Origin of the sequence: Micromonospora noduli (assembly GCF_003264475.1) — a bacterium.
Taxonomy (GTDB): Bacteria; Actinomycetota; Actinomycetes; order Mycobacteriales; family Micromonosporaceae; genus Micromonospora; species Micromonospora noduli.
In genome coordinates, this window is the sequence record NZ_PYAC01000001.1 from 605682 (window position 1) to 624776 (window position 19095).

16 protein-coding genes are annotated in these 19095 nt (G+C 70.9%); 7 read left to right on the plus strand and 9 right to left on the minus strand.

Annotation, left to right across the window (positions count from 1 at the left end; all coding sequences use genetic code 11):
• Nucleotides 1-5: 5 nt before the first annotated feature.
• On the minus strand, nucleotides 6-989 hold the full coding sequence (locus tag MED15_RS02565) for a LacI family DNA-binding transcriptional regulator (protein WP_373861178.1): 984 nt from the start codon (nucleotides 987-989) through the stop codon (nucleotides 6-8).
• 242 nt (nucleotides 990-1231) lie between these two features.
• On the opposite strand from MED15_RS02565, the gene MED15_RS02570 reads away from it, so the two are divergent.
• Nucleotides 1232-2857 (plus strand): glycoside hydrolase family 43 protein, encoded by a 1626-nt coding sequence (locus MED15_RS02570; protein WP_112603142.1) that lies wholly within the window; start codon nucleotides 1232-1234, stop codon nucleotides 2855-2857.
• Nucleotides 2858-2903: 46 nt separating this feature from the next.
• Here MED15_RS02570 and MED15_RS02575 read toward each other — a convergent pair whose 3' ends face one another.
• From MED15_RS02575 to MED15_RS02585, 3 genes are all read right to left on the minus strand, one after another.
• On the minus strand, nucleotides 2904-3524 hold the full coding sequence (locus MED15_RS02575) for a hypothetical protein (RefSeq protein ID WP_146763012.1): 621 nt from the start codon (nucleotides 3522-3524) through the stop codon (nucleotides 2904-2906).
• A gap of 147 nt (nucleotides 3525-3671) precedes the next feature.
• Nucleotides 3672-4385 carry a hypothetical protein gene (locus MED15_RS02580; RefSeq protein WP_112725503.1) on the minus strand — a complete coding sequence of 238 codons (714 nt, stop codon included), beginning with the start codon at nucleotides 4383-4385 and terminating at the stop codon, nucleotides 3672-3674.
• Entirely contained in the window at nucleotides 4382-4981 is a 600-nt protein-coding gene (locus MED15_RS02585; RefSeq protein WP_112725544.1) for an RNA polymerase sigma factor, read from the minus strand. Before MED15_RS02585 ends, MED15_RS02580 begins: the two co-directional genes overlap by 4 nt.
• A 269-nt stretch (nucleotides 4982-5250) precedes the next feature.
• On the opposite strand from MED15_RS02585, the gene MED15_RS34480 reads away from it, so the two are divergent.
• From MED15_RS34480 to MED15_RS02610, 5 genes are all read left to right on the plus strand, one after another.
• Nucleotides 5251-6462 (plus strand): chitosanase, encoded by a 1212-nt coding sequence (locus tag MED15_RS34480; protein ID WP_167457554.1) that lies wholly within the window; start codon nucleotides 5251-5253, stop codon nucleotides 6460-6462.
• A gap of 130 nt (nucleotides 6463-6592) precedes the next feature.
• Nucleotides 6593-6985: a MerR family transcriptional regulator gene (locus tag MED15_RS02595; RefSeq protein WP_112588930.1), complete on the plus strand. Its 393-nt coding sequence runs from the start codon at nucleotides 6593-6595 to the stop codon at nucleotides 6983-6985.
• Nucleotides 6955-7302 carry a thioredoxin gene (gene trxA / locus MED15_RS02600; RefSeq protein ID WP_112734705.1) on the plus strand — a complete coding sequence of 116 codons (348 nt, stop codon included), beginning with the start codon at nucleotides 6955-6957 and terminating at the stop codon, nucleotides 7300-7302. The genes MED15_RS02595 and trxA overlap by 31 nt, the downstream gene beginning before the upstream one ends.
• Before the next feature lie 168 nt (nucleotides 7303-7470).
• Nucleotides 7471-8721, plus strand: a complete 1251-nt coding sequence (locus MED15_RS02605) for an HNH endonuclease signature motif containing protein (protein WP_112734706.1) — start codon at nucleotides 7471-7473, stop codon at nucleotides 8719-8721.
• Nucleotides 8722-9117: 396 nt separating this feature from the next.
• Entirely contained in the window at nucleotides 9118-11010 is a 1893-nt protein-coding gene (locus tag MED15_RS02610; protein ID WP_112734707.1) for an ABC transporter ATP-binding protein, read from the plus strand.
• A gap of 103 nt (nucleotides 11011-11113) precedes the next feature.
• On the opposite strand, the gene MED15_RS02615 is transcribed toward MED15_RS02610, so the two are convergent.
• From MED15_RS02615 to MED15_RS02630, 4 genes are all read right to left on the minus strand, one after another.
• Nucleotides 11114-11635: a PepSY domain-containing protein gene (locus MED15_RS02615; RefSeq protein WP_112734928.1), complete on the minus strand. Its 522-nt coding sequence runs from the start codon at nucleotides 11633-11635 to the stop codon at nucleotides 11114-11116.
• Nucleotides 11636-11741: 106 nt separating this feature from the next.
• Nucleotides 11742-12296, minus strand: a complete 555-nt coding sequence (locus tag MED15_RS02620) for a DUF5872 domain-containing protein (protein ID WP_112588923.1) — start codon at nucleotides 12294-12296, stop codon at nucleotides 11742-11744.
• Between the two features lie 28 nt (nucleotides 12297-12324).
• Nucleotides 12325-13620 carry a sensor histidine kinase gene (locus MED15_RS02625; protein WP_112602974.1) on the minus strand — a complete coding sequence of 432 codons (1296 nt, stop codon included), beginning with the start codon at nucleotides 13618-13620 and terminating at the stop codon, nucleotides 12325-12327.
• A complete protein-coding gene (locus MED15_RS02630; protein WP_112602976.1) occupies nucleotides 13617-14312 on the minus strand; it encodes a response regulator transcription factor in 696 nt (231 codons plus the stop codon). The genes MED15_RS02625 and MED15_RS02630 overlap by 4 nt, the downstream gene beginning before the upstream one ends.
• A 102-nt stretch (nucleotides 14313-14414) precedes the next feature.
• Here MED15_RS02630 and MED15_RS02635 point away from each other — a divergent pair, with 102 nt between their 5' ends.
• Nucleotides 14415-14873: a septum formation initiator gene (locus MED15_RS02635; protein ID WP_112734708.1), complete on the plus strand. Its 459-nt coding sequence runs from the start codon at nucleotides 14415-14417 to the stop codon at nucleotides 14871-14873.
• A gap of 176 nt (nucleotides 14874-15049) precedes the next feature.
• Here MED15_RS02635 and MED15_RS02640 read toward each other — a convergent pair whose 3' ends face one another.
• On the minus strand, nucleotides 15050-18985 hold the full coding sequence (locus MED15_RS02640; RefSeq protein WP_208646456.1) for a ThuA domain-containing protein: 3936 nt from the start codon (nucleotides 18983-18985) through the stop codon (nucleotides 15050-15052).
• Between the last annotated feature and the right edge of the window lie 110 nt (nucleotides 18986-19095).

Sequence of the window (19095 nt, forward strand, 5' to 3'; positions counted from 1 at the left end):
GAAGGTCACTGGCGTGGTGGTGCGGCGCTGTCGCGGACGATGAGTTCGGTGGCGAGTTCGACCCGGGGGCTCTCGGTCCTCTCGCCGCCGGCGAGGCGCAGCACGGTCCGCGCGGCCAGCATTCCCATCTCGGCCAGGGGTTGCCGGACGGTGGTCAACGGTGGCGAGCACCATCGCACCTCCGGCAGATCGTCGAAGCCGACCACGCTGATGTCGTCGGGCACCCGCAGACCCCGTTTGCGGACCGCCTCGTACACGCCGAGTGCCATCTGATCGCTGGAGGCGCAGATGGCGGTGGGCGGGTCGGCCAGGGCCAGCAGTTGCGTACCCGCTGTGAAGCCGGCCTCGTGGTAGAAGTTGCCGGGGCGGATCAGGGCGTCGTCGATGGGGATCCCGGCGGCGCCGAGGGCGGCCCGGTAGCCGTCCATCCGGGCCCGGCTGCACATCAGGTGCGGCGGGCCGGCGATGAAGCCGATGCGGCGGTGGCCGAGGCTGATCAGGTACTGGTTGGCGCTGAGGCTGCCCGCCCAGTTGGTGGCACCGATGGTGGGTGACTCCTGCGGGTCGACCCCGGCCGGGTCGATGATGACGACCGGCAGGTGGAGCCGGCGCAGCTCGGCCTGCAACGGTGGGTTCACCATCGAGGTCACGAAGATGATTCCCTCGGTGGAGCGCGTACGCATGTTGTCGAGCCACTGCTTGGCCGAGGAGATGCGCCAGTGGATGGCCGACACGACGGTGCCGACGCCGCTGGTCTGGCCGACGTCCTCCACCCCACGGATGATCTCCACGGCCCACGGGCTGTCCAGATCGTTGAAGACCAGGTCGATGAGGGCGGCGTCCGTGCGCCGGGCCGGTGAGCGGCGGCGGTAGCCGTGCCGGTTGAGTAGCGCTTCGACGCGCTCGCGGGTGTCGGGGGCGACGTCGGAGCGGCCGTTGATGACCCGGGAGACGGTGGGCACGGAGACTCCGGCCAACCGCGCGATCATGGCGATGGTGACGTTTCGGCCGTTCTCCGTGCCCACGGTCCCCCCTGCGGAGCTATGGATCTCCGAAACTTTCGATGCTTCGCCGGTAATGCCGATCGATGGCCGGCACGCTACGAGCTGTTGTCCCAGCGGTCAAGACCTCTGTCCTATTGCGAAAAGACCGGCTAGCGTAAGCAGGGCTTCCAGTGATCCGGGACCACGATTTTCCGGAAGTTCCAGACAGCCCGTCCAGAGGAGTGCTCGTGTCGACCGACATCGCTAACGTGGCGACCGCTACCCGGTCGATCCGCAATCCCGTCCTTGCCGGGTTCCACCCGGACCCGTCGATCCTGCGCGTCGGCGACGACTACTACCTGGCCACCTCGACCTTCGAGTGGTACCCGGGCGTCCTCGTGCACCACTCCCGTGATCTGGTGAACTGGCGCAGCCTGGGTGGGATCATCACCGACCGGCGCCTGCTCGATCTGCGCGGATGCGGCGACTCCAACGGGGTGTGGGCGCCCGACCTGACATACCACGACGGTCAGTTCCACCTCGTCTACAGCGACGTGGCCAGCTTCGCCAGCGGCTACTGGGATCCGCAGAACTTCCTGGTCACCGCCGAGGACATCACCGGCCCCTGGTCCGATCCGGTGAAACTGCACGGGCGCGGGTTCGATGCGGCGCTGTTCCACGACGACGACGGCACCACCTGGCTGCTCGGCATGAGCGCGGACTGGCGGCCCGGCCGCGACCGCTTCGGTGGCATCGAGATCCAGCAGTACGACCGGGCCGCACGCCGTCTGGTCGGCAGCCCTCGCATCCTGTTCACCGGCTCCCCGGTCGGGGTCACCGAGGGTCCGCACCTGTACCGCCACGACGGCTGGTACTGGCTGATCACCGCCGAGGGCGGCACCAGTTGGGAGCACCAGGTCACCGTGGCGCGGTCCCGGGAGCTGTTCGGACCGTACGAGGTGGACCCGGACGGGCCACTGCTCACCTCCTTCGGCCGGCCCGACCTGCGGTTGCAGAAGGCCGGTCACGGCAGCCTGGTCCACACGCAGAACGGCGAGTGGTACCTGGCCCACCTGGTCGGTCGCCCGTACTCCCCGCTGGGCAACTGCGTGCTGGGTCGGGAAACCGCGATCCAGCGGGTCGAGTGGCCGTCGGGCGGCTGGCCGCGGATCGCCGGCGGGGTGCCCGCGGACGACGTCGTCGCACCCGACCTGCCCGCCCACCCCTGGCCGGCGGAGCCCGAGACGGACCACTTCGACGCCCCCGAGCTGGGCCGGTGCTGGTCGACGCTGCGTCGGCCGGCCACCCCGGACTGGGTCGACCTGCACACCCGCCCGTCGTACCTGCGGGTCCACGGCGGGCAGTCGCCGGTCGGTCGACAGGCACCCAGCCTGGTCGGGCGACGCGTCGGCGCAAGGGAGTGCTCGCTGGAGACCGTTGTGGAGTTCGAACCGGCCGACCACCGTCAGCTCGCCGGGATCACCGCCTACTACAACACGCTCAACTGGCACCACCTCTACCTGACCCGGGCCGACGACGGCCGGACGGTGCTGGAGCTGCTCAGCTCCGACAACGGGCGGCGCACCGCGTACCCCGAGCTGACCGTCGATGCCGACGGCGTCACCCGGGTCGGTCTGCGGGCCGTTTTCGACGGACCGGCGGTGCGCTTCGACTACGACCTCGGCGCCGGTTGGCAGCGGCTACCGGTCGAGCTGGACGCGACCATCCTGTCCGACGAGCACGCCGCGCTGATCATCGACGGTGAGCCGGCGGCGTGGGGCTTCACCGGGGCGTTTCTCGGCCTGTGGGTACAGGACCTGGGCGGCGACGGCGTGCACGCCGACTTCGACCTGGCCACCTACCGGGAACAGTGACCGCGCGGACGGCACTCGGCGGGTGCCGTCCGCGTGCCCACTCGTCCTACTCGGCCTGGGCGGCGACGGCCCGCAGCTGGCCGAGAGTGGTGCGGAAACCGTGGCCGGACGCGGCCGGGTCCTCGGCGTTCAGACCGCTGACAGCCATGGCCTGCGAGCGGGTCGTGGCGACGGCCTCCGCGCCGGACCCGGTCAGGTCGAACACGCCGAAGTCGCCGCTGAGCGTCCGGAACGTCGGGGCAGCCGGGTCCTGGGCCAGGTAGAGCACCACGACCTGGCCGGCCTCGAGCTTCGACATGTGCGCCATGTCCGGCACACCGGCGGGCAGCGGGGCGAGCGTGATCCGCGCCCCGGCCCGCACTGTCGATCCGGTCGTCGCGCGCAGCACCTCGTCGACCCGGAATCCGGCCGCCTCGACCTCACCGCGTACGACCAGGTCCGCGGCGTCGCTGAGCTGCCGCACTGTGGCGTACCCGCGCAGCTTGCCCTTGATCGGTGGTGCCGCGACGTCAGTCGGCGTGGCCGCGCTGCTCGGGGCGGCGCTGCTCGGGGCGGGCGCGGCCGCCGGGTCCGCGCTGCCGCTGCCGCAGGCGGACAACGCCGCGGCGGACAGCACGGCGGCGGCCGTGGCCCACATAGCCCGGGTACGACGACTGTCGACTGCCATGGAACGCTCCTCGCGTCTCGGTGCCGTCCCGGGCCGTCTCGCTCGGAACGCGGCACTGCTTACGCCTTCTATCTGTGCGTCCCGAGCGCCGAGTTCCATTCTTTTTCCCCGGGCGCCTCAGCTCTTCCGGGCTCAGCTTCTCCGGGTTCAGCGCCGCTCGCGCGCGAGCTGACGAAGCTCGGCCAACGTGGTGACGAACGCGCGACCCGCCGCGGTGGCGTCCTCGGTACGCAGACCGGTCACCGACATCGCCGGTGACCGGCTGGTGGCCGTCTCCCCGGCGAGGTCGAAGATCCCGAACTCGCCGCCGAGCGGGTGGTAGACGCCCGCACCCGGGTCGACGAGGCCCAGGTAGAGGACAGTCGGGCGGGCTGCCGCCCCGGCTGGCTCCGCGGCCACCATGATCTCGGTGGGCACCGAGGCGCCCGGAGCGCGGTAGAGCACCTCCGCCACCCGGTAGACCGCCCGCCCATCCGTCACCGACGTCATCTCGCCGCGGACCACCAGGTCGGCCGTGTCGGTGAGTTGGCGCACCGTGCCGTACCCACGATTCTTGGCGGCCGTGCCCGGCGGCGCCGGCCGAGCGGCCGGACGGGACGCCTCGGGTGACGGGAGCGCGGCCGGGGGCGCGTCGCCGAACCGGGTCGCGAATCCTCCGCCGATCCCCGCCACGACCACTACCAACGCAGCCGCCGCGAGCGCGGGCCGCACCGACACGAAAGCCCTTCTTCGGGTACGCGGCTCCTGCGCGATCGCCGCCAGCAGGCGGCCGCGGTGCAGCTCATGCCGACCCGCCGGCAGGTCGTGGTCACCGGGGTGGGGGGCGATCTTCGCCCACTCGACCGGGTCCGGCGCGCTCACTGGCCGCCCTCCCGCACGAGTGAGGCGTCCACGACCGGCGGCCGTGCGGCGCGCGGCGGGGCGTCGACGAGGGTACGGAGCCGGGCGCGGGCTCGCGACAGACGGGAGCGCACCGTGCCGACCGGAACACCGAGCGCCTCCGCCGCGGACTCGTAGTCGAGGCCCTCCCACAAGCACAGGGTCAGCACCTCGCGCTCGTTTCGGCGCAGCCGGGCCAACGCGTCAATGGCGGCAGCGATGCGTCGGCTGTCGTCGAGTCGGCCGGCGACCTCGTCGGCGTGGTCGGGCACTGTGAAGTCGGAGGCGAGCAGCGCGGCGGCCACCCTGCGGTAGCGACGGTTGCTGCGGGCGTGGTTGCGGGCCTCGTTGGTGGCGATGCCGAGCAGCCAGGGACGCAACGACCCGCCCTCCTCGGTGACCCGCTCCCGGGAACGCCAGGCCTGCAGGTACGTGGCGGCCATGACGTCCTCCGCCGTGGCCCAGTCGGCGGTCAGCCGGAACGCGTGGTTGTACACCGAGCGCGCGTACGTGTCGAACAGCTCGGCGAACGCGCCGGGGTCCCCGGCGCGCACCCGGGCGCGCAGACTCGACTCCATGACCATCTTCTGTCCGTCGGACGGTGCTGGTTCCGACGGACCGGCCCCTTGATCAGTTACGGCCCGACGATAGCCACCGGCGGGTACGTCCCGCCAACGACGGGATGAACAGACGCCGTCACGCCTCGCGGTCGTCGATTGACGAGGAATCGACGTACTGGTATCTGTTAATACAGTTTCCTGATGCTCGCGGTGCCCGCCGGGGCTGAACCGCCGCGCCGGGCCACCGACCGGCTGGCGGCACGCCGCCCCTTCCCCGAGGAACACCCATGGTTCACAAGAGAACAGCCGCCTACGTCGTGGGCACCCTGCTGGTCGGCGTCGCCGCCGTCGGCTACGGCCTGCCGTCGGCGAGCGCCGCGACCGCCGGCCCGATCACCGGCCTCGGTGGTAAGTGCATCGACGTGGCCGGCGCCAGCTCGGCCAACGGCGCGCCCGTCCAGCTCTACGACTGCAACGGCAGCGCGGCCCAGACGTGGACCGTCGGCAACACCGACAACTCGATCCGGGCACTCGGCAAGTGCCTCGACGTCACCGCCGCGTCGACCGCCAACGGCGCCAAGGTGCAGCTGTACGACTGCAACAACACCGGCGCGCAGAAGTGGACCGCCAGCAACGGCGCGCTCGTCAACTCCGGCTCCGGCAAGTGCCTCGACGTCACCGACCGGAGCACCGCGAACGGCGCCCGGCTGCAGATCTGGACCTGCGGCGGCACCACGAACCAGCGGTGGACCCTGCCGGGCGGCGGCAGCACCCCCACGCCCACCCCCACCAACCCGAGCGGGACCAACCTCGACGACCCGGCGAAGAAGAACGTCGCCATGCAACTCGTCTCGGCCGCGGAGAACTCCTCGCTCGACTGGCGCGCGCAGTTCTCCTACATCGAGGACATCGGCGACGGGCGCGGCTACACCGCCGGCATCATCGGCTTCTGCTCCGGCACCGGCGACATGCTCGAACTGGTCGAGGCGTACACCCGCACCAAGCCGGGCAACGTGCTCGCCGGTTACCTGCCGGCGCTGCGCAACGTCAACGGCACCTCTTCGCACGCCGGCCTCGACCCCAACTTCCCCCGCGACTGGCGGACCGCAGCCACCGACTCGGTGTTCCAGGCCGCCCAGGAGGCTGAACGCGACCGGGTCTACTTCAACCCATCCGTACGCGACGGCAAGAACGACCAGGTCCGGGCGCTCGGCCAGTTCGCCTACTACGACGCGGCGGTCATGCACGGGTACGAGGGCATGCGCCAGATCCGCAACCGCGCCCTGAACCGGGCCAAGCCGCCAGCCCAGGGCGGTGACGAGCGGACCTGGCTCAACGCGTTCCTCGACGAGCGGGTGGTCGAGATGAAGAAGGAGGTGGCCCACTCGGACACCTCCCGCGTCGACACCGCCCAGCGGGTGTTCCTCAACAACGGCAACTTCAACCTGAACACGCCACTGGTGTTCGCCGTGTACGGCGACCAGTTCCGCATCGGCTAATTCGGAGCCCGCAGACGCTCAGGGCGCCGCCTCGCGGCGCCCTGAGCCGTGCTCGGGACCGGGAGCAGCCTTGCCTTGACGCTGACGACAAGGTTTAGCCTGGTCGCGACAGGCTGGTCGAGGAGGTCTGATGCTGATCGGCGAGCTGGCGGAACGAGCAGGCACGAGCACTCGAACGCTGCGCTACTACGAGGCCCACGGGTTGGTACACCCGCAGCGCTCGGCGAACGGCTACCGCGTCTACGACGAGGCGGAGCTGCGGGTCGTCCAGGAGATCCGGGCGCTGCTCGACGTCGGCTTCGGCCTCGACGACGTCCGTCCGTTCGTCGCCTGCCTGCGAGCGGGCAACGAGTCCGGCAACGTCTGTCCGGATTCAGTGCTGGTGCTGCGACGCAAGCTCGCCGAGGTCGACGACTACCTCGATCGGCTCGGAGCGGTCCGTCAGCAGTTGCACACCCAGCTCACCCACGCAATCGCGCACCGGGAGGAAACATGCCCCAGGAGACGAGCGTCAGCTCCCTGATCACCGTCACCGACGAAACGTTCGCCGAGTTGGTGCTGGCCAGCGACCGGCCCGTGGTCGTCGACTTCTGGGCGGAGTGGTGCCCGCCGTGCAAGATGATCGAGAAGAGCCTTGTCGAGCTGGCAGGGGAATTCGGCGACCGGATGACCATCGCCAAGCTCAACTCCGACGACAACCCGCAGGCCACGCGGCGCTACGCAGTCATGTCCCTGCCGACGCTGCTGGTGTTCCGTGCGGGCGAGGTCGTCGGCTCGGTCGTCGGGTCCAGGCCGAAACTCCACCTGCGGCAGAGCCTGACCATGCACGCCGGCCTGTGACCGTCACCGCCGGTCGACTGCCGCCTCCTGCTGTTGAGCGTGGCGACGGTGGTCCTCACGGTGGCGGCACGGGTCCTCGCCGGGCGGGTGCCGACAAGTCTCCGGTGACCAGCCGGCACATCGATCATGGCAACTGAAGGTGTCGTACACCTGTCCTAGTGTCGGGTCATGGTCGAGGAGTTGGCGCAGGCAGACGATGCGATCTCTGCCTGCGTCGACGCCGCCGCCTGGGCCCTGCCGGAGCACGAGCTGATCGCCGCGCTCGACGCCGCGCACCGTCTTCAGCAACGCCTCGCCGCCGTCACCCTCACCCTGATCCGTGAGGTCGACGGCCGCGGCACCGCCCGCACCCAAGGCGCCTCCTGCACCGCAGTGTGGCTGCGCGAACGCCTGCGACTCACCGTCCCGGCCGCCCGCCGCCTCGTCGACCTCGCCACGGTTCTCGACACCGGCAACCCCGGGATACGACAAGCCCTAGCCGACGGGCACCTCAGCCTCGACCAGGCCCGCGTCATCACCGACACCGCCGCCACCGTCCAGGCCACCGCCGGCACGCAGGCCGCCGACAAGGCCGTCAGCCTGCTCACCGACTGGGCCAGCCAGTTCGACCCCACCCACCTGCGCAAACTCGGCACCCGCATCCTCGACCACGTCGCCCCTGACATCGCCGACGCCGCCGCTCAAGCCGCCCTCGACGCCGAAGCACGCCGCGCCGCCCGCGACCGGCACCTCACCCTGTCCGAGCAGACCGACGGCCGACTGCGACTCACCGGCACCCTCGACACCGAAACCGCCGGCCTGCTCCGCGCCGCCATCGACCCACTGACCGCCCCGTCCGGACCAGACGACTCCCGGTCCCCCGGGCAACGCCGCCACGACGCCCTCGCCGAGGTGTGCCGACTCGCCCTCCGAACCGGCGAACTGCCCGACAGCGGCGGCGATTCCGCTCAGCTCGTCGTCACCACCACCTACGACGCGCTGACTCGACAGCTGAGCAGTGGCACCCTCGACACCGGCCTCAGCCTTAGCCCGGAAACGGTGCGCCGACTCGCCTGCGACGCCACCATCCTGCCCACCGTCCTCGGCGGCACCGGCCAGATCCTCGACGTCGGGCGACAACGCCGCCTCATCACCGGGCCACTGCGCCGCGCCCTCGTACTCCGCGACCGCGGCTGCGCGTTCCCCGGCTGCGACCGACCACCGCGCTGGTGCCACGCCCACCACATCCACCATTGGGCCGACGGCGGCCCAACCAGCCTCAGCAACGCCGTCCTCCTCTGCGGCCACCACCACCGACACCTGCACCACAGCGACTGGACCGTCCAACTCGGCCGCGACGGCCACCCCGAATTCGTGCCACCCGCCTGGCTCGACCCCGAACAACTCCCCCGCCGCAACCACTACCACAGACGAACATAGCGGCAGGCAGCCGAGACGATCACCACCTGTCGGGTCGACACCGTCGCCCACCCCACACCGCCTAAGCCATCCTAGGAGGCTGGTTGGCCAGGCACCCACCGCGAAGGCCGAAGCGTTGAGCGGCACGTCTTGGGCGCATGCCGGCCGGGTCGCGATAAGAGCTGCTCGCAGCGACCCACAGCAGCTCACGACGGCCTGCGCCGGGCCGACCAACCTCCCCGCGCCAGTGCTTCACGGACGCGACTCGTCGTCGTTGAGCGCGGTACCGCATGCCGTCGACGGCATCGATGCGGTCCTTGGCTACGAGCACCGTGAACAACCCGTAGGTACAGCCTCGCGTGGCGACTTGACCTCAAGCTCGGGTGAGGTCCTAGCCTCCGGTATCGGAGGTTACGCATGAGCATGGAAGTTACCGCGTGGATGTCCCTGCACCACGCGATGAACGCGCAGGATGAGCGGCCGCTGTCCCGCGACACCTTGAAGCGGATCGCGAAGTTCGCGCGGCCGCACCGGGCCCTGATCGTCAGGTTCCTGTTGTTGAGTGTGGTGACGGCGGTCCTCACGGTGGCGGCGCCCGTACTCGCCGGTCGGGTGGTCGACGCGATCGTCGACGGCGCCGACAGCGGCGTGGTGATCCGGCTGGCCGTACTGATCGCCGTGATCGCCCTCGCCGAGGCCGGGCTGGGTCTGGTGACGCGATTTCTCTCCGCCAGCATCGGTGAGGGGCTCATCGTCCAACTGCGGACGGCTGTCTTCGACCACGTTCAGCGCATGCCGGTGGCGTTCTTCACACGGACCCGCACGGGTGCACTGGTCAGCCGCCTGAACAACGACGTGATCGGCGCGCAGCGGGCCTTCAGCGACACCCTGTCGAGTGTGGTCGGCAACGCCGTCACGCTGATGCTGACGTTGGCCGTGATGCTCACCTTCTCCTGGCAGATCACGCTGCTGGCGCTCGTCCTGCTGCCCATTTTCGTTCTCCCGGCTCGCCGGATGGGTTCGAGGCTCGCTCAGTTGCAGCGTGAAGCGGCCGAGCACAACGCGGCCATGAGCACCAGGATGACGGAACGTTTCTCCGCACCCGGCGCCACGCTGGTCAAGCTGTACGGGCGGCCCGCCGAGGAGTCCGCCGAGTTCGCGGCGCGGGCACGTCGGGTCCGGGACATCGGCATCCGCGCCGCGATGCTCCAGTGGGTCTTCATCACCGCGCTCACCGTCGTCGGCTCGCTGGCACTGGCCCTGGTCTACGGGCTGGGTGGTCTCTACGCCCTACGGGGCAGCCTCGACGCCGGGACGGTGGTCGCCCTCGCGCTGCTCCTGTCGCGGCTCTACGCACCGTTGACCTCACTGGCCAGTGCTCGGGTCGAGGTGATGAGCGCGCTGGTGAGCTTCGAGCGGGTGTTCGAGGTCCTCGACCTCAAGCCGCTGATCCTCGACAGGTCCGACGCCCGGCCCCTTCCGGAAGGGCCGGTCGCGGTCGAGTTCGACGGGGTCAGGTTCGGCTACCCGTCGGCGGACAAGGTGTCGCTCGCGTCCCTGGAAGACGTGGCGAAGCTCGACACCCGCGGCGGCGAGGAGGTGCTGCACGGGGTGTCGTTCCGCGCCGAGGCGGGGCAGATGGTGGCGCTCGTCGGCTCCTCCGGGGCGGGCAAGTCGACGATCGCGCAGCTCGTGCCTCGCCTGTACGACGTCGAGGACGGCGCGGTGAAGTTGGCCGAGGTCGACGTACGTGAGCTGTCGGCCGAGTCGATCCGGACGGCGTTGGGCGTGGTGACCCAGGACGGACACCTCTTCCACGAGAGCATCCGCGCCAACCTGGCGTTCGCCCAGCCGGACGCGACCGAGGACGAGATGTGGGAGGTGCTCCGGCGGGCCCGCCTCGACGACCTGATCCGCTCACTTCCCGATGGGCTGGACACCGTCGTCGGCGAGCGTGGATACCGCCTGTCCGGCGGGGAACGGCAACGACTCACCATCGCGCGACTGCTGCTGGCTCGTCCGCGCGTGGTCATCCTCGACGAAGCCACCGCGCATCTCGACTCCACCTCGGAGGCGGCGGTTCAGGATGCCCTCGCCGAGGCGCTGACCGGCCGGACGAGCGTGGTCATCGCGCACCGGCTCTCCACCATTCGGGCGGCCGACCAGATCCTCGTCGTGGAGGCGGGACGCATCGTCGAACGCGGGCGACACAGTGATCTGCTCGCGGCTGGTGGCCGCTACCACGAGTTGTACCGCACCCAGTTCGCCCAGGACCAGCCGACGGTCCAGGAGCAACGCGTCGCCATATGACGCACGCGGTGGTCGGTCCGCCCACGAGGGACAGTCCGACCACCGCGTAACAGCGCGCCGCCGCTCACCTCATGGAAGCACCCGGGGTGAGCGGCGACCGCTGTCAGTCGTCGTCGTTGTCGTCGTCGTCCTTGTCGTCCTTGTCGTCGGCGTCGTCGGCGTCGTTGTCATCGTCGTCGACCGGCTCCTGCTCGGCCTTGACCACCGAGCCGTTGTCCCGGTCGACGTCCACCTCGTGCTCGGTGTCGCCGGCGACGATCTCGACGCTCCACACCGGTCGGCCGTTCTCCTGCTCGGCTTCGACCTCGACGATCTGACCCCCACCGGCCTTGGCGAGCGCGATCTCACCGGCGCGCTTCTCGTCGACCGCGCTGCCCGCGGGCGCGCTGCCGGTCGACGGCGTACCGGACGGCGTTCCGCTCGACGGCGTACCCGATGGGGTGCCGGCCGACGGCGAACCGGTGACCACCGGCGCGTCGGTGGCCGTCGGCGCGACGGTTGCCGCGGCGAGTGCCGTGCCGCCGGTCCGCGAGTCGTTCGCGGCGTTGACGCCGAGCGCGACCCCGGCCACCGCCAGCACCGCCGACCCGCCGACCGACGCCAGAAGCAGATTGGTGCGCTTCATCGTGGTGTCCACCTTTCCTCGGTTGTCGACTTCGAGGATCGGCCAGATCGGGATAGCACCGCGCTGTCCGGACGCTAAGGGCGGGTTAAGGCGGTCCAGGGGCGGGTCAGCCGCGCCGGTTGAGTTCCGCTTCCAGCCGTTGGACGAGCGTCTTGCGGTCCTTGCTGGCGCGCTCGTTACGCAGCGCGGTCCTGAGTTGTCGCGTGTCGAGGCCACGGACCAGCTTGGCCGCCTCCGCGACCGACATCTCCGTCATCCGTCCGGCCGTGGTGGCGTCCCGACGCGCCCGTTTGGCCGGCCCGGTGTTGGCGACGTACTGCTTGCCGGATCGGGACGCTTCGCGCTTCTTCGTGTCGGTCGCGCGCTTCTGGTTCTCCGACATCTCCTCCCAGGCCTTCTTGGGCAGGTAGCGACTCGTCGTGGCGCCCTTGCGCGCACGGGTGTCGCCCTCCTTCGTCTGCCATTTCTCGTTGCCCCAGCGCTGGAGGGACTTCTGCCGCTCGTCCTTTTCGCCCAGGAATCCGCCGCCGCGCTTCTTGTACTCCTGAGTGACCAGCTGCGACTTGCGCGCCGACCACTGCCCCGGCCGGCCGCCCTTGTCGGAAGCTTTGACCTCTTCCTTGATCTGCTCTCTGAGCTCGGGTTTCGTATACCGCGCCATGACTGGCAGCTACCCGGCACCGCAGCGGCTATGCGTCCCGCGGCGACGTCGGAGGCCCGAGCCGGAGCAGCACCTGCGCACCGCCCTGCGGGCCGGCCCGCACCTCCAGTCGACCGCCGGCGGCCTGCGCGGCGCGCCGGGCGATGTCCAGGCCGAGGCCGGTGGACCCGGCCGCGCTGGCGCCCCGCCGGATCGCCCCGGCGGGCATGCCCGGGCCCTCGTCGGCGACCGTGAGGACCACCTCGCCCGCCTCGCCCGCCTCACGGGCGAGCCGGACGGCGAACGGCGTCCCGTCGGGGGTGTGCGCGAAGACGTTGCCGAGCAGGGCGTCCACGGCCGCCGTCAGGTTGTCGGCGGCCACACCGACGGGAAGAGGGCCGGGCGTCAGGTCGAGGGTGACGGCCCGGCCGGTGTCCTCGGCCAGCACCGACCAGAACGCGACCCGGTCGGCGACGATCGCCGCCGCGTCCGAGGAGGCCGGCTGCGCCGGTGCGTGCCGCCACCGGGCCTGCCGGATCAGCCCGGTGACCGCGCGTTCGAGCCCGTCGGCGGCGGCCGTGATCCGGGCGGCGTCGTCCGGGTCACGCAACGACTCGGCCTCCAGCCGCAACGCCGTCAGCGGAGTACGCAGCTGGTGGGACAGGTCGGCGACCTGCTCGCGCTCCTGCACCAGCAGCACCTGGATCCGGGTGGCGAGATGGTTGAGCGCGCCGGCCACCTCACGCAGCTCGGGCGGGCCGGCCGGCGTGACCCGGGCGTCCAGCTCGGCGTTGGCCAGCCGGTGTGAGACGGCCGAGAGGTCGCTGATCGGCCGGACCAGGGTGCGCGCCAGCCGGTCGGCGACCAGCAGCCCGATCAACACGAGGATCACGCCGAGCAGCGCCAGCACCAGCCAGGCGCGGGTGACCCCGGCGGTCAGCTCGTGCTGCGGCACCGCGATCCGAATCACCCCGGTGCCGTCCGCCCGACCCTGCACGGCGATGACGACCTCCCGGCCAGCCGCCGACTCGCCGGTGAGGCTCTGTCCGCGCGCGGCGAGGGCCACCGCTGGCGTACGCGGTGTCTGGGCGCCGAGCACCGTGCCGTCGGGCAGGAAGACGCTCACCGGTCGACCGGACTCCGCGGCGAGTTGCTCGACGGTGAGCCGGATGGTCGCCGCGTCGGCGGTGCCGACCACCGGCACCAGGCTCTGCGCGTCGGCGGTGGCCCGAACGGTGGCCCGGTCCTCGGCGACGGTGCGGACCAGCAGCGCCAACGGCACCAGGAACGCGATGAGGGTGAGGACGCTGACCGCGGCGACCAGCAGCGCGAGACGCGCTCTCACGGCTGCGCCGCCGGGGCTTCGAGACGCACCCCGACACCACGCACGGTGTGCAGGTAGCGGGGCTGTTGGGCGTTCTCCCCCAACTTGCGACGCAACCAGGACAGGTGCACGTCGACGGTCTTGTCGGCACCGCCGTACGGGATCTGCCACACCTCCGTGAGCAGCTCACGTTTGGTGACCACCTGGCCCGGTCGGCCGGCGAGGTGGTGCAGCAGGTCGAACTCGCGGGGCGTCAGCTCGACCGCCACCCCGTCCAGGGTCACCTGCCGGGCCCGGGGGTCGACGCGGAGCCCGCCGACGACGAGCGCCGGGACCTGCCCGTCGGCGCCGGCGGGGCCACGCCGCAGTACCGCCCGGACGCGGGCGTCGAGCTGCGCCGCGGTGAACGGTTTGACCACGTAGTCGTCGGCGCCCGCGTCGAGCACCCGGACGATCTCGGTCTCGTCGTCACGCGCCGTGGCCACGATGACGGGCACCGAGCTGACCGCGCGCAGCATCCGCAGCAGCTCGCGGCCGTCCAGGTCGGGCAGGCCCAGGTCGAGCACGACGAGGTCGGGTCGGTCCTCCAGCGCGTCGCGGAGCCCGGCCATCGCGGTCGAGGCCGCCGCCACCGCGTGGCCGCGTTCGCGCAGGGCCCGGATCAACGGGGTACGGATCGTCAGGTCGTCCTCGATGAGCAACAGGCGGGCCACAGCTGGCAGGCTAACCGCTGCGGCTGGCAGCGCGGCGCACGTTAACCACGCCTTAGCGTTCGGATGTGCAAACGACAAGGACGGATCGGGGATAGTCAGGAGATGGGCCGTCGTTCGATCCTCGTCGCCACCGGTTGGGTGGCCACCGCCGCCATCGCCACAGTGATCGGCCTGGGCGCGATCCGGTTGGTGGGCGAGAGCCTCACCGGCACCCCGGGCGGGGTGCGCAGCGAGGCCGAGATCGAGCGGGCGCTCGCCGCACCGGAGCCGGCACCCACCACGAGCACCACCTCGGCCGCGCCGGGCACCACAGGCACCGCACCGAGCGCCAGCTCCGGGGTCCGCCGGGGGTTCGCCACCGACGGCGGCACGGCCGTCGCCGAGTGCGGCGTCGGCGGCGTACGCCTCGTCTCCTGGGCACCCGCGCAGGGTTACCGGGTCCGCGACGTGGACCGGGGCCCGGACGACGACGTCGAGGTCACGTTCCAGGGGGCGACCCGGGAGTACGAGTTGAAGGTGCGCTGCATCGGCTCGGAGCCAGTGGCCGTCGCCGACGACTAAGCCGCGCGCTGCTCAGAATCAGCGGCCCACCAGGGCGGACCACGCGCAGGGCGGCACCGTGATCACTTGATGAGGAGTAGTTGTCAGGGGGCCACCGGAGCTACTGGGCATCACGTGATCGAGGCGAGTCCGCCCCCACCGCCCGATCGGGGGTGGGGGCGGACTCAGGTGGTGGTTCAGCTGGCGTACGCCTCCAACTCCCAGAGCGAGTGGCCATATCCGGTGCCCCGGGCAGTGCCGTTGATCCGCAGGTAGCGGCCGTTGGCGCCGAGGGCGGTGTGCTCGTCCACGCCGCCGTCGGCCCCGGTCACCGTCTTCACTGTGGTCCAGGTGGTGCCGTCGTTCGAGGTCTGGATCTGGTACGCGCTGCTGTACGCCGCCTCCCAGCTCAGCTTGACCCGACCGATCGCGGTGGGACTGCCGAGGTCGACCCGAATCCACTGCGGGTCGGAGAACGTGCTCGACCAGCGGGTGGTGAGGCTGCCGTCGACGGCCTGGGCGCCGGACACGTCAGGCCCCTCGTTGCTGGACGTCGACGTGGGCTTGTTCAGCAGCAGGTTGCCGCCGGTCGGGCTTCCCGTGCCGCCGTACACCTCGAACTCGAACAGCGAGTAGCCCCAGGCGGTCCCCCGGGTCGTGCCGAGCAGCCGGACGTACCGGCCGGACCCGCTGAGCCCGGTCAGGTCGTCCACCCCGCCGTCACCACCGGTCACCGTACGGATCGTGGTGAAGTTGACTCCGTCCGGCGAGGTCTGGACCTGGTAGCCACTGCCGTACGCCGCCTCCCAGGTCAGCTTGACCCGGTTGATGGCGTACGTGGCGCCGAGGTCCACATCGATCCACTGTGGGTCACCGAAGGCGCTGCCCCACCGGGTGCCGGCCACGCCGTCGAACGCGTTGGCCGCGGTGAACGCGCCCTCGAAGCTGGACGCGCGCGCCGGCTTGCCCCGGGCCAGGTTGGCACCCGGCTCGGGATCCGGGTCGGGGTCCGGTCCGGGGCCGCCAGGGCTGGTGGAGAGGGTGAACTCGTCGATGTCGAAGTACGGGCCGGTGCCCTTGAAGACCAGGAACAGGGTCCGCGTGCCGGTCGGGGCGGTGACCCCACCGGTGACACTGGCGAAATTGGCGTACCCGCCGGTGGGCACCACGGTGGCCGAACCGACCAGCGGCCCGGTGGGCGAGTCGACCCGCAACTCCAACGTGCCGCCACCGCCGGCCGGTGCACCGACCCGGGCGCTGAACGACTGGACGCCGGTCAGGTTGTACGGGCGGAACGAGATCCAGTCGTTGTTGTCGACGTAGCCGACCGCCGCGCCGCCGTGCCCGGCTGCCCCGGCGACGATCTGGATGCCGGACGAGTCACCGAAGTGCTCGGCCTGGCGTACCCGAGGTTGCAGCACCGCCTGGGTGTGCGTGGTCAGCGCCGGCTGGCCGCCCCCACCCAGGTCGGTGTACTCGGCGTCGATGATGCCGAAGATGTTCGCCGCCGAGTCGTGCTCGCCGTCGGCCGAGGTCTGGATGACCCCGGTGCAGCCCTGCACACTGCCGAGCTGGTGGCCGTGCGAGTCGTGGCCGAGGACGTAGTTCACCTTGACCCGGGCGCAGTTGATCGCGCCGTCCTGGGCGTCGGTGACGGTGACGGAGAACGGCACCGCGTCCCCGAAATTGAAGGTCTGCCCGTTCAACGGGGTGTTGACGGTGACCACCGGTGCGCTGTTGCCGACCGTGACGACCACGCTCGCGGTGGCCGTCTTGCCGGTGGTGTCCCGGACCGTCAGCGTCGGGCTGCGGGTCCCGTTGGTGGTGTACGTGAAGCTCGGGTTCGCCGCTGTCGAGTCGGTGGTGCCGTTGTTGTCGAAGTCCCAGGCGTAGGTGAACGGGTCACCGTCCGGGTCGAGGGTGCCGGCCGAGGAGAAGGCCACTGTCAGCGGCGCGTTGCCACTGGTCGGCGTAGCGGACACCTTGGCGATGGGTGCTCTGCCCTCGCGGGCGTACTCGATGCGGTAGAGCGCCGAGTTGGCGTCGCCGTTGAACCAGCCGGTGCCGTAGTCAAGCACGTAGAGCGCGCCGTCCGGGCCGAACTCCATGTCCATGACCTGGGTGCCGGTCCACGGGAACGGGTTGATCTTCAGTGGTTGGCCGGACGCGTCGAGCTTGATGTTCTTGATCCAGCGGCGACCGAACTCACCGGCGAAGTAGGTCCCGTCGTAGTACTCGGGGAACGCCACGGGCGAGGTGTTGTTCGGGTCGTACCGGTAGACCGGCCCGCCCATCGGCGACAGGCCACCGCCGGTGAACTCCGGCGGCGAGCCGGAGCCGCCGTACGGCAACCAGGCCGAGACGGCCGGCGGCAGCTGGGTGATGCCGGTGTTGTTTGGCGAGTTGTTCACCGGCCCACCGGCGCAGTTGAACTTCGCCCCGGACGGCCCGGACGGGAAGGTGTAGTCGTTGTAGGCGTCGTTGCGGGCGGTGCAGTACGGCCAGCCGTAGAAGCCGGGCCGGTCGATGCGGGCGAACTCGACGTTGCCCGCCGGCCCCCGGTTCGGGTCGGCGGTGCCCGCGTCGGGGCCGTAGTCGCCGAGGTAGACGATGCCGGTGGCCTTGTCCACGCTCATCCGGAAGGGGTTGCGGAAGCCCATCGCGTAGACCTCCGGGCGGGTCCGCGCGGTGCCCGGGGCGAACATGTTGCCGGCCGGGATGGTGTAGCCGCCGGCCGCGCTCGGCTTGATCCGGAGGACCTTGCCGCGCAGGTCGTTGCTGTTCGCCGAGGTGCGCTGCGCGTCGAAGGCCGGGTTACGCCCGGCCCGCTCGTCGATCGGGGTGAAGCCGGCCGAGTCGAACGGGTTGGTGTCGTCACCGGTGGACAGGTAGAGGTTGCCGGCCGCGTCGAAGTCCATGTCACCGCCGACGTGGCAGCACATGCCCCGGCTGGTCGGCACGTTCAGGATCAACGTCTCGCTGGCCAGGTTGATGGTGTTGTCCGCGTTGACTGTGAACCGGGCCAGCCGGTTGACGCCCTCCCAGACGGCGAAGTCGGCCGGGGTGCCGGTGGCCGGCGCACCGCCACCGGGGGTGCTCAGTGGTGGCGCGAAGTACGCGTACACCCAGCGGTTGGTGGCGAAGTTCGGGTCGGCCTTGATGCCCTGCAAACCCTCCTCGTCGCCGGTGTAGACCGGCAGGGTTGCGGCGATCTTGGTGTTGCCGGCGGCGTCGGTGTGCCGGATCACGCCGTTGCGCGAGGTGTGCAGCACGCCCCGGTCCGGCAGGACGGTGAGGCTCATCGGCTCACCGGTCTCGGCCGCGCCCTTGGCCAGCTCCACCTGCTGGAAGCTGCTGGTGACGGTGGGGCCACAGTCGGCGTCGACAGCGCCGGCGGCCGTCCGGATGCCGCCGAGCAGGTGCTGACGGAAGTTCGCCTCGGTGTACGACGCGTCGGTGTGCCCCAGGCCCGTGTACCAGGCTCGGCCGCCGGAGTAGTTCTGGCACCAGGAGATCGGGTGGTCGGCGCCCATGCTCCCGCCGGTGTAGGTGCTCTCGTCCAGGGTGGCCAGCACGTGCGCGTTGCCGCGGGGGTTGGTGCGGTAGTTGTACAACTCGTCGAACCGGTTCCACCGCTGCGGCAGTGTCGCGGTGGACGGGTGCACCTGGTCGGCGACCTTCACTGTGACGTTCTGCTCGGCCGGGTGCGAGGCGAAGTACGCCCCGACCAGTCCGCCGTACCAGGGCCAGTCGTACTCGGTGTCGGAGGCGGAGTGCACGCCCACGTACCCGCCGCCGCCGGTGATGTAACGCTCGAACGCGGCCTGCTGGGCGGCGTTGAGCACGTCGCCGGTGGTGGAGAGCCAGATCACCGCGGCGAACCGGTCCAGGTTGGCGTCGGTGAACTGGGCGGCGTCCTCGGTGGCCTCGACGGTGAAGCCGTTGGCCGCACCGAGTTGCTGGATCGCGGCGATGCCGGGGGTGATGGAGCCGTGCCGGAACCCGGCGGTCTTGCTGAAGATCAGCACGGTGAACGGTGCGGCGCTGGCCGTGGGTGGCGAGGCGACGATGCCGCCCGCCACGAGGATCGTGCTCAGCGCGAGGCCGAGCCACGATCTCAGGGATCTGCGCACAGTGGGGTCCTTTCGCGGTGCGAGGGACGGCGTGCGCCGATCACGCCTGGCGGTGGTGGAACGAGACATGTGAATGCATCGTTGCGTTCGGATCACGGGCGCGTCAAGCA